Annotated in this window: 11 protein-coding genes and 1 pseudogene; 3 read left to right on the forward strand and 9 right to left on the reverse strand. The window is 29.8% G+C overall.

The window, feature by feature from the left end; translation table 11 throughout:
- Positions 1-19: 19 nt before the first annotated feature.
- Positions 20-1,325, forward strand: a pseudogene (locus tag KEC93_RS15735) (IS110 family RNA-guided transposase).
- Between the two features lie 98 nt (positions 1,326-1,423).
- On the opposite strand, the gene KEC93_RS15740 reads toward KEC93_RS15735, so the two are convergent.
- The 3 genes from KEC93_RS15740 to KEC93_RS15750 form a co-directional block, all read right to left on the reverse strand.
- Positions 1,424-3,268, reverse strand: a complete 1,845-nt coding sequence (locus KEC93_RS15740; protein ID WP_211969875.1) for an ABC transporter ATP-binding protein — start codon at positions 3,266-3,268, stop codon at positions 1,424-1,426.
- Positions 3,269-3,411: 143 nt separating this feature from the next.
- The gene (locus KEC93_RS15745; RefSeq protein ID WP_023974958.1) at positions 3,412-4,353 is read right to left on the reverse strand and encodes a helix-turn-helix domain-containing protein; all 942 of its coding nucleotides are present in this window, start codon (positions 4,351-4,353) and stop codon (positions 3,412-3,414) included.
- Positions 4,354-4,574: 221 nt separating this feature from the next.
- The gene (locus KEC93_RS15750; RefSeq protein ID WP_023974959.1) at positions 4,575-4,874 is read right to left on the reverse strand and encodes a DUF2325 domain-containing protein; all 300 of its coding nucleotides are present in this window, start codon (positions 4,872-4,874) and stop codon (positions 4,575-4,577) included.
- Between the two features lie 880 nt (positions 4,875-5,754).
- Here KEC93_RS15750 and KEC93_RS15755 point away from each other — a divergent pair.
- Positions 5,755-6,123 carry a metal-dependent transcriptional regulator gene (locus KEC93_RS15755; protein ID WP_065418173.1) on the forward strand — a complete coding sequence of 123 codons (369 nt, stop codon included), beginning with the start codon at positions 5,755-5,757 and terminating at the stop codon, positions 6,121-6,123.
- Positions 6,124-6,186: 63 nt separating this feature from the next.
- On the opposite strand, the gene KEC93_RS15760 is transcribed toward KEC93_RS15755, so the two are convergent.
- From KEC93_RS15760 to hisS, 3 genes are all read right to left on the reverse strand, one after another.
- Positions 6,187-7,665 (reverse strand): Lsa family ABC-F type ribosomal protection protein, encoded by a 1,479-nt coding sequence (locus tag KEC93_RS15760; protein ID WP_065418172.1) that lies wholly within the window; start codon positions 7,663-7,665, stop codon positions 6,187-6,189.
- Positions 7,666-8,535: 870 nt separating this feature from the next.
- Positions 8,536-8,691 (reverse strand): zinc-ribbon domain-containing protein, encoded by a 156-nt coding sequence (locus KEC93_RS15765; protein WP_008425645.1) that lies wholly within the window; start codon positions 8,689-8,691, stop codon positions 8,536-8,538.
- 418 nt (positions 8,692-9,109) lie between these two features.
- On the reverse strand, positions 9,110-10,405 hold the full coding sequence (gene hisS, locus KEC93_RS15770) for a histidine--tRNA ligase (protein ID WP_077867777.1): 1,296 nt from the start codon (positions 10,403-10,405) through the stop codon (positions 9,110-9,112).
- Positions 10,406-10,879: 474 nt separating this feature from the next.
- On the opposite strand from hisS, the gene KEC93_RS15775 reads away from it, so the two are divergent.
- Positions 10,880-11,035, forward strand: a complete 156-nt coding sequence (locus KEC93_RS15775) for a hypothetical protein (RefSeq protein ID WP_171780733.1) — start codon at positions 10,880-10,882, stop codon at positions 11,033-11,035.
- Between the two features lie 445 nt (positions 11,036-11,480).
- On the opposite strand, the gene KEC93_RS15780 is transcribed toward KEC93_RS15775, so the two are convergent.
- The 3 genes from KEC93_RS15780 to KEC93_RS15790 all read right to left on the reverse strand — a co-directional run bounded on the left by KEC93_RS15780 (position 11,481) and on the right by KEC93_RS15790 (position 16,591).
- Positions 11,481-12,866, reverse strand: coding sequence for an MATE family efflux transporter (locus KEC93_RS15780; RefSeq protein ID WP_077867778.1), 1,386 nt, complete (start codon positions 12,864-12,866; stop codon positions 11,481-11,483).
- A 183-nt stretch (positions 12,867-13,049) separates the two neighbouring features.
- Entirely contained in the window at positions 13,050-14,801 is a 1,752-nt protein-coding gene (locus KEC93_RS15785) for an ABC transporter ATP-binding protein (protein WP_077867779.1), read from the reverse strand.
- A complete protein-coding gene (locus tag KEC93_RS15790; RefSeq protein WP_065418169.1) occupies positions 14,795-16,591 on the reverse strand; it encodes an ABC transporter ATP-binding protein in 1,797 nt (598 codons plus the stop codon). Before KEC93_RS15790 ends, KEC93_RS15785 begins: the two co-directional genes overlap by 7 nt.
- Positions 16,592-16,858: the final 267 nt, after the last annotated feature.

The following is a 16,858-nucleotide window of genomic DNA, read 5'->3' on the forward strand; positions in this document are numbered from 1 at the left end:
ATTTAAGGAGATATATACAATGTCTAATTTTTTTTATAGTCCTGTAATAGGAATTGATGTTTCAGCTGATTTTTCATATACTGCAATACTCGCACCGAATGGTGATATTTATAAGAAGTCATTTAAAATAAAGCATGATCTCAATGGCTTCAACCACTTAGTTAATGAAATAAAAAAAGTGGAAGAAGAGTTTAACATGAAAACTGCAATTTTCATGGAGTCCACTGGCGTGTACCATTTATCTCTTTTCCACTATCTTAATAAATATTTCGATAACACATTTGTTATCAATCCACTCGTTACTAAGTCTAACAAAAATGGTGACATAAGAAAAGTGAAAAATGATAAAAAAGACGCTTTATCTATTGCAACAATAGGAAAATTTCAAAACATTAAGTTATCACAACAACTTAGCCTTGATATTTTTCTTCTGAAAAATCTTGTAAGAGAGTATTACAAACTTACAGATACTAGCTCTACTTTTAAGAAAAAATTATCCGCTGATTTAAGAGTTATTTTTCCTTATGGCTATAATACTATATTTTCAGATTCAACATCTAAAAGTTCAATTGAGCTTTTAAGTCAATATCCAACGCCACAATCAATTTTAGAGGCACCTAAGGAAAATATAATTAAGATTTTCCTTAATAGCTCTAAAAAGGGCATTATCTGGTCGGAAAATACATATTCCAAATTATTTAAGGTTGCTAATGAAGCTAAAATAATTGGCTTACCGTTAGACGGTTTAGCCGTCAAAATAGCCAGCTCTATAACATTAATAAAAACTATTCAATCAGAGATTGATACATTGCTACAGAAAATTAACAATTTTATACAGTCTGAAACTTTTCCTGAATCTATTAGAGCTAATATTGAACTAATTGATTCAATTCATAAGCATAGGGCAATTAACTGCTATTACTATAATAGCTGAAATAGGTGATATTGATGGTTTTCTTAAGCCCAAACATCTTGTAGCTTTCTTTGGTATTGATAGCTCAGTTAATCAATCAGGTAATTTTAAAGGCGATGATAATAAAATTTCAAAAAGAGGAACTCGAATCGGTCGAAGAGCATTATATTCTGTTGCACTAGCTTCAATCCGTAACAATCGTAATGGAGTTCCTATAAATAAAGTCCTATTAGATTATTATCAAATAAACCTTAAAGGCAAAAAGCCTAAAATCGCCTTAGTCGCTATAATGCATAAAATTATAAACTACATTTTTGCTGTTCTCCGAAATCAAACTCCGTTTGAGCAAAGAGATCCCAAAATACATAAGCAAATGTTCCTGGAAAATAACTCTTTAAACAAAGTCGCTTAATTTTATTCCAATTTCTGTAACCGTTCGTGTTTTGGAACGGTTTGTTTGCCATACTCTTTTTCCAAAAACTATTTTTTTGAAAATTAACTTGACTATTATTAGCTGGTCTTATCATTACCTTTCCCTAACCTCTTGCTTTTCTTAAAAGAGCTATCGTTATTCTCATCTAATTTCTTTGTTACTTTCCATGAAATAGATCTGCCGTACTCTTTCCACATATGAGCATATATGCCATCCTCTTTTAATAATTCTTCATGCTTTCCTTGCTCTTTTATCCTTCCGTCTGCCATAACTAAGATTTTATCCGCTCCACATATAGTAGATAATCTATGAGCTATCATAAGCACTGTTTTTCCTTTAGTAAGTTTTTCGAAAGCTTTTTGTATTTGACTCTCATTCTCAGGATCTGCAAACGCTGTTGCCTCGTCTAATATTACAATCGGTGAATCTTTTAATATAGCCCTAGCCAAAGCTATTCTCTGACACTCTCCACCAGATAAATATATTCCTTTTCCACCAATTACCGTATTAATGCCTTCTGGAAACTTTTCTATAATATCTGAGCATTGTGCTTCTCTAACTGCTTCAAGTACCTCATCTATTGTTGCTTTTGGTTTTGCTATTCTAATATTTTCTAAGATACTTGCTTTTAAGAGCCTTGTATTTTGAAATACGAAAGAAACTTTGTCCATTAAATCCTTTTTTAAAACATCCCGAACATCAACATCATCTATTTTAACATTCCCCTTATTAACATCGAAAAATCGTGGTATTAAGCCTGCTACCGTACTTTTTCCACTACCTGATGCCCCTACTAATGCTATAGTTTCACCTTCACTAATAGAAAAACTTATATCATCTACTGTAGGCGACGTATTTCCTGGATAAGTGAACGTAACATGTTCAAAAGAAACTCTTCTTCCATTTATTTTTTGTGGATCTTCTGGCTCTTTTAAAGGCTTTTCATCCAAAATAGCATCAATCCTTTTAACTGCCTCCTTAGCCACCATAATGTTTTCTATTATCTTCATTATCTTAGTTAACATATTAACGCTTACTGGTGTAAATAATACATAAAATATAAAATCAAGTAAAAAACCTTTATAATCTGATGTATTTTTAATAACGAGAATGCCAACTGGTATCAAAAATGCAAAAGCTCCATTGACAGCTACTGTGAAGATAGTCATAGGAATTTGGCACTCAGCAGCATAACTAGATGCAAATTTACTATATTTATTAATTGAATCGTGGAAACTCTTAAAAGAAAATACAGTTTGTTGAAATACTTTTACTACTGGAATTCCTCTGATATATTCCACAGCTCCATTGGACATTTCCTCAAGAGCATTTTGATATTTTTCTATAGAATCTGCTTTCTCTCCCCCCATCAATTTTTTCAAGCAAAGAACACCTATTACTGTAGGAATTAAGCACACTGCTCCAAGTCTCCAATCAAAAATAAACAGTAAAACAAATATTGCAATTGGTGATACTATTGCTCCTGCTAAATCTGGAAGCTGATGTGCTAAAAATGTCTCTGTTAAACCTGCATTATCATCAATAACCTTTCGAAGCTTCCCTGTATTGTTACTTGAAAAAAAACCCAATGGAAGTTTTACTATATGATGAATAGCCTTAATTCTCATGTTCCTTGCAATCCTAAATGCAGAAATATGTGAACACATAAGTGCTATAAAATATATAAGCATACTTATTACAGCTAGAAATACAGCGCACCATCCATAAAATGAAAGTTCCATAACATTAGGTGCTTTCGGAAGTGACGTAATAAGCTCTCTTGCTACAAACCATAAACAGACAAATGGTCCTAATGCTAAAACTGCACTTATAGCGGACAGAACAAATGCCAGCAAAGTTAAAAATTTATACTTTCCAGCAAACTCCATCATTCTGGAAAGCCCTTCTTTCTTTTCAATCATTCAAATTCCTCTTTTCTACTATATAATTTCTTTAAAATAACATGATTATAATACATACCATTTTACAATTTACTGTAAATCAACACTCCTTTATAAAATAGTGATTTAGATTATTATTTCTGTGCCATTTAAATCTATAAAATTCAATTTTCAAATGTAGTCATATCTCCTTTTCTATATTCTGTTGGATTCACCCCAATTGCTTCCTTAAAAGCCGCTGCAAATTTGCTTTGGTTTTCATATCCAACTGTTGCTGATATATTCATAACAGTTTCATCAGTTTTTCTAAGCAAAGATGCAGCATATTCTATTCGGTACTCCTTTATATATTTTGCAATGCTTTTACCATAAATAGCTTTAAAGCAACTGCTAAGCCCTGATTGACTTATATTATATTTTTCTGCCAACTGCTTAAGTGTAAGATTATTCGATAGATTTTTAATAAGCTCATCATGAACATTTTTCACAATTTCAGTTTGTGCTTTTAAATAGTATTTATTTTTAGCTTCATTTTCATTGGCACAGGTTTCATTTAAAAGCAAAATAAGTTCTAACACTTTAATCTTTAAATAGCTTTCTATAGCTGCTTCTGGCAAATCAGGTAAACTAAATAAATCAAGAAAAATTCTTTCTATCTTCCCTCCTACCCAATTAATGCAATTTCCAACCTTTGCAAAATGTTTTTCTGAAGAAAACAACCTCTTCTGAAAAGTCTTTATGTCAATCAAGGAGCCTTTTAAAATTTCAGGTAAACACTTAGAAAGTTCATCAATATAAATGTATATAGAAATTCCTTTATACTCTGCCATCGGAAAAGTGTTAACTGGAGGATATTTTCCCATAAGCCCTGCATACAAATCTCCACTTCCCATATAAACACATACACCTCCCTCAAATTCGCACTGAATACGCCCTTCATGGCAATAACCAATTTCAATCATTTCCCCACTTATTTGAGGTAGGATTTGTTCATTTGCGAATATTGACAACTCTTTACACTTAAATTCTTCATAGTTAAGTACAATTCCTGGAAATATTTCATGTATGCAAATACTACCACACCCTAGAATATCTATTCTCTCCAAACTAATTCACCTCTTATCTTCATTATCAAAATACTCCAGCATAGTTAGTCGCGACTAACTATACTGAATTATACTATATTCCATTTTTTTCTTACAAGCCCAAAACATTATATTTAGCTCCAAAACATAATTGAATTTTATAAACATAAAAAAGAAATATCGTACGGCTACTTAAAATAGTTGTACAATATTTCTCAATTCCTTTAAACAAATTTCAAACTTTAATTATTACTATTAATATTAGAACACTTGTATTCTAATATTTTTTTTAAGGCAGTTCCACTGCTCTGATGACATCGTATTAATTCAGCTTCATTTGTATCAGTATTAGATAACACGCATTGTATCATTTTATGTGATACAGTATTTGTGAACAATACAAGTAGGTCAGGCTTTCCAATTTGCTTTTTTAAATTACTTTGCATTTGAGTAAAGACCTTTGCTTTACAATTATAATTCTTACATATTTTTTTGTATTCACAAACCATTCGATCATGGCCACCAATTATAACAATACTCATTTCTCTTTTCCACCTCTCTCATCTAACTATAGAATAATATTTTTAAGCGAATTTACTTTTTAGAAATTCACATATATAATTTCATTTAACTATTATGTTTTATCTAATGATATATATTGCAATTCACAATGCACATTTCACAATTACGGTTAAAATTCTTGCAATATTTTTAGAATTATGATGAAGAATTATTTTTGCAACGTATATATTAAAAAATCTTAAAGTTCATATATTTTATAATTACTTAATATTATTTTTTTAGTTAGTCTTAACTAACCCAATATTATATTTATATAGTGCCCCTATTTCACAATAACATGCATGATAAAATCATCACAAAAATTCAAATCAATTGCACTATTGGATAATAAAGCAACTTTAGTTAGTCTTAACTAACTAATATTAGTTTAATATATTCTAGTAAGATTGTCCAGTGCATTAATTACTTTTCTCATAAAATTACAGATGAGATATATGCTGTTATGCATCTTACAACTTGAAAATTAGACTTATTAGATGACTATATTTACAAAGTTACAAAGAACTTAAGTTTGTATCTTCATTAGAAATCATAAATATATTTGTGGAGAAAACATTTGAAAATGAGCTGTTAAAGGTTCTTAGCTGTAGGTTGTTCCATTTTAGCTTGTTACACTGAAAGTGGGAGCATGCTAAAGTGGATACAACCTGCTGCTTAGAACCTTCAGCGATATTTTCATAGCTTTTCGGAACAAAATATTTATGATTTCGGTACGTTACCACATAAATTTAGTTTTAGAGTTGGATATCTATAATTTGATGTTAAATATGCATTATGATATACTTACTTCATTAAAATTTAAATTTCATTACATAGATTTTATTGAAAGAGGGTCTTTATATGGCTATAAATGAATCAGTCGAAAACTATTTAGAAACAATTTTAATTTTAAGCCAAAAATCACATGCAGTTCGTTCTATTGATGTTGCTACAGAACTTAATTTTAAAAAATCCAGTGTAAGCGTTGCTATGAAAAATCTTCGCGAAAAAGAATATATATCTATAGCAGATGATGGAAATATAGTTCTCACTGACGCGGGTAAAGAAATAGCAAATATGGTCTATGAAAAGCACACTTTTCTTTCTAACTGGTTAAAATCTATTGGTGTAGATGAGAAAGTTGCTGTTGAAGATGCATGTAGAATTGAACATGTTATAAGCAATGAGAGTTTTGAGGCTATGAAGAAATATGTGAATAAAAATACTTAAGTAATAGATAACCAAAAGTGGAGAGCCCTTGCTCCCCACTTTAATAAATTTAAATTGATTTAACTAAAGCTCCACAAACTTTGTTGCAACATTTTTGCAAAACTCACTGTCATGTTCTACAAATAATAGTGTTGGCGAATATTCAAGCAACAACTCTTCTATCTGCATACGAGAGATAACATCAATGAAATTAAGGGGTTCATCCCAAATATACAAGTGAGCTTTTTCACAAAGACTTTTTGCAATCAGTACTTTTTTCTTTTGCCCACCACTAAAGGATGATATATCCTTCTCAAATTGCTCTCTTGAAAAATCGAGTTTTCTCAAAATTGCTTTAAAAAGACTTTCATCAATGCTGTTTTCAAAAGCATAGTTAGTCAAATTTCCCTTAAGATAAGAGGTATCCTGTGACACGTATGATATTTTTAGTCCGCTGCCTTTTCTAAAAGTACCTGTATATTTTATATTCTCATCACAAATAAGCTTGATAATACTTGATTTTCCACTTCCATTTTTACCTTTAAGTGATATTCTTTCACCTTGTTCAATACTAAAGCTGATATCTTTACAAACCATTGTATGTCCATAAAATATCGACACATTTTCAAGTTCCAAAAGCTTATTTTTATGATAAGCAAGCTGAGAGATTTTCAAGCTGTCTGAGCTTTCAATATTTTTTAAAAGCTTAGATTTTTCTTCAATTGAAGCCTCCCGTCTATTTTCAATTGATTTGGAACGCTTCATCATTTTAGCAGATTTATGACCAACATAGCCTTTATCAATCTTAGAGCCAGAGTTAGTTGTTCCTTTTTTTGATTTTTCCACTTCACTTGACCAACTACTAGTTCGCTTAGCAGATTCTGATAAACGATTAATGTCTCTCCTAAGTTTTTCGTTTTCTGCTAACTCATATCCATCCTGTCTCTTTTTATTTTCCCACCAACTTGAGAAATCACCTTTCTGTATTTCTATATTTGTCTTATTTATTGAGAGAATATGATCAATACAATTGTCTAGAAAGGCCCTATCATGCGAAATTAAAATAAATCCTTTCTTTTTTCTTAAATAATTACTAAGTTTTTTTCTAGCTTCAGCATCCAGATGATTTGTAGGTTCATCAATAAGTAGAAATGAATTTTCCTTCAAAAACATAGCTGCTAACAATGCCTTAGTCTGCTCTCCTTTTGATAGAGTGTAAAATTGTCTATATAGAACATCGTCGTCTATATCTAGCATTGATAGTTCTTTCATTATTTCCCAATCCATTGAATTTGGGCTAATTTCCTTTATAATATCTATTGTAAAATTTTCTTGTTCTTCTACCTCATATGGAAAGTATTCAAAATTTACATTGGTTGATATATTTCCAGTATATTCATATTTTCCAAGTAAAAGATTAAAAAAAGTAGTCTTTCCTCGTCCATTCCTTCCCGTAAATCCCAATTTCCAATCAGTATCAATCTGGAAACTAACATTTTCAAAAATAGTATCGTAATTTCCATCATAAGAGAAGGTAAGGTTTGTAACATTTATTAAAGACATGCATTTGTCCTCCTTTGTAATTAGTTTATTATTAATCTAAAATAACAAAGTCGGAAAATTAGGCGACTGCTTCTACTTCATATAAATATAAACGTCGCTTGAAGTATCCGGCTTTATATGAAGATTGTCATGTGTTAGGTTTGTATCTTTATTTTCCATGATACTTTTCACCTCCTTATATCGTATTTTAGAAAAAAATAAGAGCTGCAAGAAATTATTATCCTTACAGCTCATAAATATACGTAGTTCAGCTAATTAGTATAGCGTAACATAGAAATATATATTAAGAGAAAATAGAATAACTTTCTTGCATATGTACAACAAAATAAACAGAGTCCACTCGTTCACTCCTCTATTATATTGCACTTTAAAAATTAGCAAGAAAATTTAATCATCATTTCACCTCAAATTTCAAATTTAATGATATTGTACCACCATGAATAAAAAAAATCAATATAAGATATTCCTATATATTTTTTATAAGTTCAAGGACTTCTCAAAAATACAAAGTAAATTTCTTGTTCTATTATCGCTTTAAATTAACTGATTTTTGGAAAGTAGCTTTTTAGGGATTAACCACTTAAGAACCCTCACATTATAAAAACCTCTATAGCAAAAATTCATTACTATAAACTTTAAAATGTAGCAACTATTTTATCATTTTTCTCACCTGTTTTTTTATATATTTTGATATTTTCAGACTATGCGTTTTTTCTTCTTCAAAAAGTTACCCTCAGATTTAATTATAATTTTCTAAGAAAATAAATCTATTTTCATTATACTTTTATGAGTACTTCTGCTTTCATGGGAACTTCCTAATGAACAAAAAAGAGTTATAAGAAAATCTTATAACTCCTAAAATAATCAAAACTATCTTCTATTATTTTGTTGCTTTCTAGCTCTTCTACAATCAGGACATCTAACTGGTTCGTTGTCAAATCCTTTTTCTTTGTAGAATTCTTGTTCTCCAGTTGTGAAAACAAATTCATTTCCACAATCTTTACATACTAAAGTTTTATCTTGCATATTCAATTCCTCCTTCTAAAATTAAAGATTAATATCGATTCATATAATTCTCTAAAAGGAGAAATCCATACTATCTATAAAAAACCTTTTTCTTTTTCTTACAAAATTTATTATAACAGCTTTTATTTTAAATAGCAACCTTTTATTTCATTAATTGCTTATTTTTTTATATTTGTAATTTATGAATGGTTAAATTATAAAAAAAGATTGTAAGATAACTCTTAATATAAACATCAAAACTAGCACTTTAAACATTCATAAATCTACTGTAGTATACACTACATTTCATTTAAAGTATAGTGTTTTTATATGGAAACAGTGCGGAAGATTAAATTTATTTATCACTGTCTAAATCCTCTCAATTTGCTTTTTTATTTTTTGAAAGAAGTTTTCCTATTTTTCATAAGCTATACAAAAGTTACAGTCTCTCAATATCAACTATTTTTTCTTCACCACTAATCATATCTTTTATTTTAACTTGTTTGCTTATTACTTCATCTTCACCTATTAATATTACTTTCTGTATCCCCAATTTATTAGCATAGTTAAGTTTTTTCTTTAATTTATCACCTTCAAGATATATTTCTACATATTTTTCTTTATCAATTAATTTTTTATATATCTCAGTGCAATATTCAAGTGTATCACCAATTGGTATTATTAAATATTCCATTGATTTCTCTATCTTGTAGCTATTAATAAATCCTATTTCTTTTAATACAAAAAATAATCTCGTAAGACCGATGGATATACCTACTCCAGGTAATACTTTATCTGTGTAATTTTGTGCTAAGTTATCATATCTTCCACCTGAACATATAGAGCCATATTTTTCATTCTCCATTAAAAATGTTTCAAATACTGTCCCTGTATAATAATCAAGTCCTCTTATTATTTTTAAGTTAATTGCATATTCATTATCTTCTACACCAAAAAGCTTAAGCATTTTTTTAACTGCCTCAAGTTCTTCCAAACCTTTTTGAAACTCCTCTGAATTGAAATTTAACTTCTTTAGTTGATCTAATATACTTTCATTGCTTCCACTTATATTTATAATTTTATTAATAACATCTGCCTTTTCCACTCCAATTAATTCATTTAATGATTTCTTAAATTCCTCCTCACCTATCTTATCGTATTTATCAATTAATATTAGAACTTCAGTTGCATTAACAATCTCTAAATTATTTAAAATCGCTGATAATATCTTTCTATTGCTTATTTGAAATTTATATTTTTTTAAACCGATAGCCTTAAATCCTTTAGAAACCATACTGATTACAAATGAATCATTATTAATACTAAGCTTGTTATTACCTATAATATCAATGTCACACTGATAGAATTCCCTGTATCTTCCTCTCTGATTTCTTTCACCTCTATATACCTTTCCAATTTGATACCTTTTAAATGGGAAGGTTAATTCATTAAAATACTGCGCTGAATATCTTGCAAAAGGCACTGTTAAATCAAATCTCAAAGATAAATCGTTACTTCCCTTATTGAATCTATAAACTTGTTTTTCTGTCTCTCCTGCACTTTTAGCTAATAATACTTCAGACTTTTCGATGACTGGAGTATCAATTTCCAAAAATCCATTTTCTTCATATACTTTAGTTATTTTTCTTACTATGTCTTTAAATATTTGTTGCTCCTTAGGCAATAGCTCCATAAATCCTGGTAATATACTTGGTTGTATTTTATTGTTCTTCATAATCTTAATCTCCTTTTAAATATTAATTTTTATATTTGATAAGTAAATTGTTTTATATTTTGATTTAAATGACAAAAAGCCATGCAGGCATATATCCTACATGGCTTAACAAATTATTACTGACATTTAATTTATCATCACCAGCAGATACAAGCCTACGAATTATAGACTTGTATCTGCCGCTTTAACAGACCAAGTCTTACTGGTGATGATGTATGAAATTTATTTTTTTTATATTAAATGCTTTCATAATATTTTCTCCTAAATTTTAATTTTTATCATTATACAATATGCTATTCTTATTTTCAATAGTAATTTGACCTCTTCCAACTGATTTTTAATACTATAATAATCATTCAAAGTGATAAACTTCCTGTCATAAACTAAAGAAATCAAGACAAAATATATTTGTTAGCTAAATTAAGTTTATCTAAATTTTACTAGTTTATAAAAAGTGAAAGGGGAACATAAATTATGGTTAGAAATGCATACGACGTTAAAGGTCTAAAGATACTAAATTCAGATGATTCAGTGCAAAATTCTGTTAGCAGCGTTTACTCTGGCAGTGCTAAAAAGTCTGCTTCTAAAAAAGGTAATATGACAAGTTCTTCAGATTCATCAGATAGTTAAAAGTAAAACTAAATTTATGTGGTAACTTACCGAAATCATAAATATTTTGATTCCGAAAAGCTATGAAAATATCGCTGAAGGTTCTAAGCAGCAGGTTGTATCCACTTTAGCATGCTCCAACTTTCAGTTTGACAAGCTAAAATAGAACAACCTACAGCTAAGAATCTTTAACAGCTCATTTTCAATGTTTTCTCCACAAATATATTTATGATTTCTAGTGAAGATATAACTTTAAAGTTTTAGCAGCTTTGTAAATTTATCTAATAAGTTGAATTCTTAAGTTGTTTATCTATAATAATTCAAATAAAATTCCAATACATAAAAATAACCCATATAAACTTCATTAAGATAATATATAGATTATCAAATGAAGTTTATATGGAATTATATACAATATAATTTAGTTTTTTCTCACCATTCATAGGCTTCCAAATGTTAATTTGAACTAGCCTAATAACTTTTTATTCCCTTTACCCTCTACTTCCACCTTACTTTGATAAGCTTTTCCAATTCTCTTGTATTCGCTAATCATCATAATAATAGTTACAATAAATACAATTCCATCAGTTATGGGAACAGCTGCCCATACACCTTCGATTCCCATTAACATTGGTAATATAATAATAAGTGGAACAATTAATGCAATTTGTCTTAATATAACTAATACACTTGCATTTTTTCCTTTTCCTACTGATTGGAATGCTGTTACTGACATAATCCAAAAGCCTAAAACCGGAAAAATAATATACATCAATCTAAAATTATTTATTCCTTCATAAACAATTGAACCATCTTTTATAAATAATGAAAGGATTTCTTTGGGAAAAAGCTGAATTGGTATCCAGAAACATAAGGCTAGAATTGTTGCACCAGCTACAAATACGTTTATACTTTTCTTTACTCTGTCATACTGTTTTGCTCCATAATTTGTACCAACAACTGGTTGTAATCCCTGTCCCATTCCCCATAGTGGAATAAACGAAAATGCTAATACACGTAATGCAGCTCCTATTAAAATAATTTCTGAATTTCCTCCATAAGTAGAAGCCATTTTATAAATCACTACTTGTTGTATAAACATCATTATTTGCATTAACATAGCTGAAAATCCAATTGAAAATATTTCTGGAAGCAAATCAAATTCAATTTTAAAGCCATGAAAGCGAATATTTTCACTTTCTTTTATAAAATAAATCATCGTAATAACAGCTTGTATAATTTGCGACAATAAAGTTGCAACTGCTGCTCCTTCTACTTGGTGATTAAATAATATAATCATAATAGGTGCAAGGATAATGTTAGTTATTGCTCCAATCGCCATAAAAATCATGGCTTTTTTCATTCGTCCCTCAGCACGCATGATCATATTAGCACTTTGCGCAAAGTTTATAAAAAATGAGCCTATAAATACTATTCGCATATATCGCACTGCTAAATCCAATATTTCTCCATTTGCACCACTAATTAAGAGCATTTCTCGTGCAAATACCACTCCTATTACAGTTACAATTGCTGAAAAAATAAGTATAAGCACCAATAAATTTCCCATTATTTTATTTATAATATCACTATCTTTTTTCCCAATAGCCCTAGACAAAACAGACGCAGATCCCATACCAATTAAAGTTGAAATCCCACTATTTATTAAAGTGAAAGGATAAGCTACAGACACTGCCCCCATAGCATTTGTACCAATCATTTGTCCTGCATAAATAGCATCCACAAATGAATATAAGCCAATTACAAGCATTCCAAGTACTGCAGGAACGCAAAGCTTTATCATAAGTGCAACTGGCTCCTTTGTTAATAATTCTTCTCTCATATCCTTCAATTATAATTCCTCCATTCATTACTACAATAATATATCTTAGAAATCCTTTAGGGATTTCATCCTCTCATCCAATAATTCTTAAGTCCAATTCATTAATTTCTAATTCCATAATTCATAATTTTTAATTCCCAATTCATAATTCTAATTCTATAATTCCCAATTCTAAATGTGAGCTTATGCAATTTATTGTGCCAAGCTCCACCCTTCTGCTTTTTTTCTAATATTTATGAATCTATTATAAAGCCCCTCTTGATTAATTAACTGCTTATGTGTTCCTTTTTGAATTACTTTTCCATCACTAATTACTAAAATCTGATCTGCATTTTGAATTGTTGCAAGACGATGAGCAATAATTATAATTGTTTTTCCATTAGTTAAAGCATTAATAGCTTCTTGAATATAATGCTCATTTTCTGGATCAACACTTGCTGTAGCTTCATCAAGAATAATAATAGGTGCATCCTTTAAAATTGCTCTTGCAATTGAAATACTTTGTTTTTGACCTCCTGATAAAGATGCCCCGCCTTCTCCAACTACAGTATTATATTTATCTGAAAATTCCATTATAAAATCATGGCAGCGTGATTTTTTAGCTGCTATTATAACTTCTTCAATTGATGCAGATGGATTTCCAAACCGGATATTATTCAAAATAGTATCTTGAAATAAATATACTTTTTGAAATACCATACTTATATTAGATAATAAGCTATCGCAGGTAATATCCCTTACGTTCACTCCTCCTATGCTTATAGCTCCTCGCTGTACATCATAAAATCTTGCAATTAAACTGCATATTGTGGATTTCCCACCTCCAGATGTACCGACAATTGCAGTTGTGGTATTTTCAGGAATAAAAAACGACACATCTTGAAGAACATTTTTTTTATCATATGCAAAGCTAACTTTATCAAAACATATATCATAGGAATCTAATAATACAGGCTTACTATTTTTATCAATAGGTTCTACATTTTTAACAGCATCTACACGATCAAGAGATGCATCAATCATTCGTATCATATTTGAAGAATTTCCAATCTGCTCAACATGACCATAGATTATAAATGAAAAAGTAATCATCATAAGCATAGTAGATACTTCCATAGATCCATTTATAGCAAATATTCCCGATGCAAAAATTATACCTACAGATGCAAGTTTAAAGATAAATATATAAACGGATGTCACTGGCACAAATTCCTGCTCTATTCCATAATTTGTTTTACGGCTTTTCTCAAATGCATTTTCTATGCTCTCTTTAGCAATTCCATCCTGTTTAAAAGCTTTTACAATTGATATACCTCTGATATATTCAATTATGGCCGTTACTAATCCAGCTTGATTTGCTTGACGTATTGGCGCTACAATTCTGCTCCTTTTGCTTATATAAATCATTACTAAAGATGTTACTATTATTCCGCCAAGAGTGATTAAGCCAATTCTAAAATCAAAAAACATTAAACATAATGAGATTGTAATTGAACTAATATACCCATTTACGACTTTGTTAATCAATTTCATTGCATTATTTTCAACAAATGAAAGATCTGTTGTTACAGAAGAAGTAATTTCTCCCATATCTTTCTCACCAAAAAATCCCATTGGAACACGCTTTAAGGTATCACCAATTTTAAGGCGCTGCTCTGCAAACACTTCATACCCTATGCTTTCTTGTGAAGTAGCTACTAAATATGAAAACAACATTCTGCCTAAGACTGCAAAAATCATATATCCTAAGCAAAACCATACTTGATTAATTGTTATAACCGTTATACCTTCAATGTTTTCAATAATTAATTTCAAAACATATGAAGCTCCAAGAACTGGCAAAGTCGAGAATAATGCCTGCATTAATGCATAAACAAAGCTGATATACATACGTTTAGAATTATCACCAGATAAATCAATGATCCTTTTAACTACCTTTAACATCCAACTACCCCCTTATTCAAATTCTGATTTTTAGTTAATTCTTTTCCTACTGCCCACTTTTTAGAATTAATATGAGCATTCCACATATCGCAATATAATGTACACTCTTTAAGAAGGTTTTTATGGGTCCCATTCATTACAACTTTTCCGTTTTCCAAAACCACAATATTATCTGCATCTTTTACTGTTGAAAGACGATGAGCTATTACAAGAAGTGTTTTACCCTTAGTTAATTCAGAAATTGACCTCTGTAACTTATCTTCATTTTCTGGGTCAGTAAACGCAGTTGCTTCATCTAATATAACAATAGGTGCATTTTTTAAAATAGCCCTTGCAATAGCAATACGCTGACGTTCTCCTCCTGATAATTTTCCGCCTGCATCACCAACATTTGTTTTATACCCGTAGTCTAATTTTCTGATAAACTCATCGCAGCAAGCTAGTTTGGCTGCTTCAAAAACTTCTTCATCTGATGCTGATGGATTTCCAAGACGTATATTTTCTAATATTGAATAATTAAACAAAAAATTATCTTGAGTTACAAAACTAACTATATCCATGAGCTGTTCTAAAGGTATAGCACATAAATTAATACCGCCAATAGTAATTTCTCCTGCTTTAACATCCCAAAATCTAGCGATAAGTCTTGCTACCGTGGATTTTCCACCACCTGATGGACCTACAAGCGCAGTAAACTTTCCTTGTGGCAGAGTTAAACTTACATCATCTAAAACATTATTTTCTTTACTCTCATCATAAGAAAAAGATACATTTTTCATCTCGACATCATAATCTTTAAATGTTACCTCTTTAGCTGTTGATTCTAATTCTTTTAATCCTAAAAGATCATTTGTTGCCTGTACTGCATAATTAATAATCTGCATTTCATTTATAAAATCTGATAATTTTAAAATAGGTTCAATGATTCCAAGTGAAAGAATTATACAAATCGCAAAAGATGCAGCTGTTATTTCCTTTTCCATGTAAAGATATAAACCTATAGGCAGCACTCCTAGCAAGGTTGACGGCAAAATTGCTGCTGCAGAAGATGTGTATTTCCAAGTACTCTTAAACCAATCCAATGTGTAATCCCTAAACGATATAACAGCATTTTTATATTTTTCATATGAACTTGTAGATTGATTAAATGCTTTAATTACCTCTATTCCTTCTATATACTCTACAATAGTAGAATTCATATAATTATTGGCTTCCATGTACTTATCATATTTTTTCTTATAACTCTTCATCACCATTAGATATGGTATCATTCCAAGAGGAATTGTTATAAGTGCTGCTAATGCCATACGCCAATCAATATAAGTTATATAGATAAAAATTCCTATTGGAATTAACATATTTGAAGTAAATTCAGGAATCATATGAGCAAGCGGTGTTTCCATTTTTTCAATTTCATCTACCATAACATTTTTCAGCTTTCCAACTGTCTCTCCCATAACACTCCCAAGAGGTGCATACATAAGCTTGGTTGCGACTTTCCTTCTCATATTTTTTAATATATGAAACGCAGAATTATGAGATAATAATGTTGATATTGTGAACAAAAAGATTTTCATAAAATATCCTAAGAGACATATTGCTGACCAAAATAAAATATTTTCAAATGTCTTAGTATCGTTGAAGAACATAACGATTATATTAGCAACTCCAAAATACGGCACCATTCCTGCAGCAACACTTGCTATTCCACAAACAACAGATAATATCATTAAGTGTTTATGTTCCTTTGCTAAGGATAAAATAATTGAAATCCATGATTTTTCTTTCATTTAAACTCCTCTTTTCTTTAATACCTTAAAACCTATTTCGTAGTATTAACTTTTAATTAATAATTTTTTATATCCTAAATTCACATATATAATTTTCATAAAAGCATATCCATTTTAGACGCACATACTTGTTAAACAAAATTATTTTTGATATCATTTAAGTATAATATATTACTTTCTATCCAATAATTATGATATATTACTAAGTTATAACCGGTCAATCAATTTGGAGTCATTCGTCTCTTCATGATACAACTTTGTCTGATC

The sequence above is a fragment of the Clostridium beijerinckii genome, assembly GCF_018223745.1.
In the GTDB taxonomy this organism is placed as follows: domain Bacteria; phylum Bacillota; class Clostridia; order Clostridiales; family Clostridiaceae; genus Clostridium; species Clostridium beijerinckii.

What these genes read in the sequence shown, in the direction of transcription:
- KEC93_RS15760 (WP_065418172.1), bottom strand. Translation starts at nt 7,665, where the DNA reads ATGTCTTTAATAAATGTTACAAACCTTACCTTCTCTTATGATGGAAAT.
- KEC93_RS15740 (WP_211969875.1), bottom strand. Translation starts at nt 3,268, where the DNA reads ATGATTGAAAAGAAAGAAGGGCTTTCCAGAATGATGGAGTTTGCTGGA.
- KEC93_RS15775 (WP_171780733.1), top strand. Translation starts at nt 10,880, where the DNA reads ATGGTTAGAAATGCATACGACGTTAAAGGTCTAAAGATACTAAATTCA.
- KEC93_RS15755 (WP_065418173.1), top strand. Translation starts at nt 5,755, where the DNA reads ATGGCTATAAATGAATCAGTCGAAAACTATTTAGAAACAATTTTAATT.
- hisS (WP_077867777.1), bottom strand. Translation starts at nt 10,405, where the DNA reads ATGAAGAACAATAAAATACAACCAAGTATATTACCAGGATTTATGGAG.
- KEC93_RS15785 (WP_077867779.1), bottom strand. Translation starts at nt 14,801, where the DNA reads ATGTTAAAGGTAGTTAAAAGGATCATTGATTTATCTGGTGATAATTCT.
- KEC93_RS15765 (WP_008425645.1), bottom strand. Translation starts at nt 8,691, where the DNA reads ATGCAAGATAAAACTTTAGTATGTAAAGATTGTGGAAATGAATTTGTT.
- KEC93_RS15790 (WP_065418169.1), bottom strand. Translation starts at nt 16,591, where the DNA reads ATGAAAGAAAAATCATGGATTTCAATTATTTTATCCTTAGCAAAGGAA.
- KEC93_RS15750 (WP_023974959.1), bottom strand. Translation starts at nt 4,874, where the DNA reads ATGAGTATTGTTATAATTGGTGGCCATGATCGAATGGTTTGTGAATAC.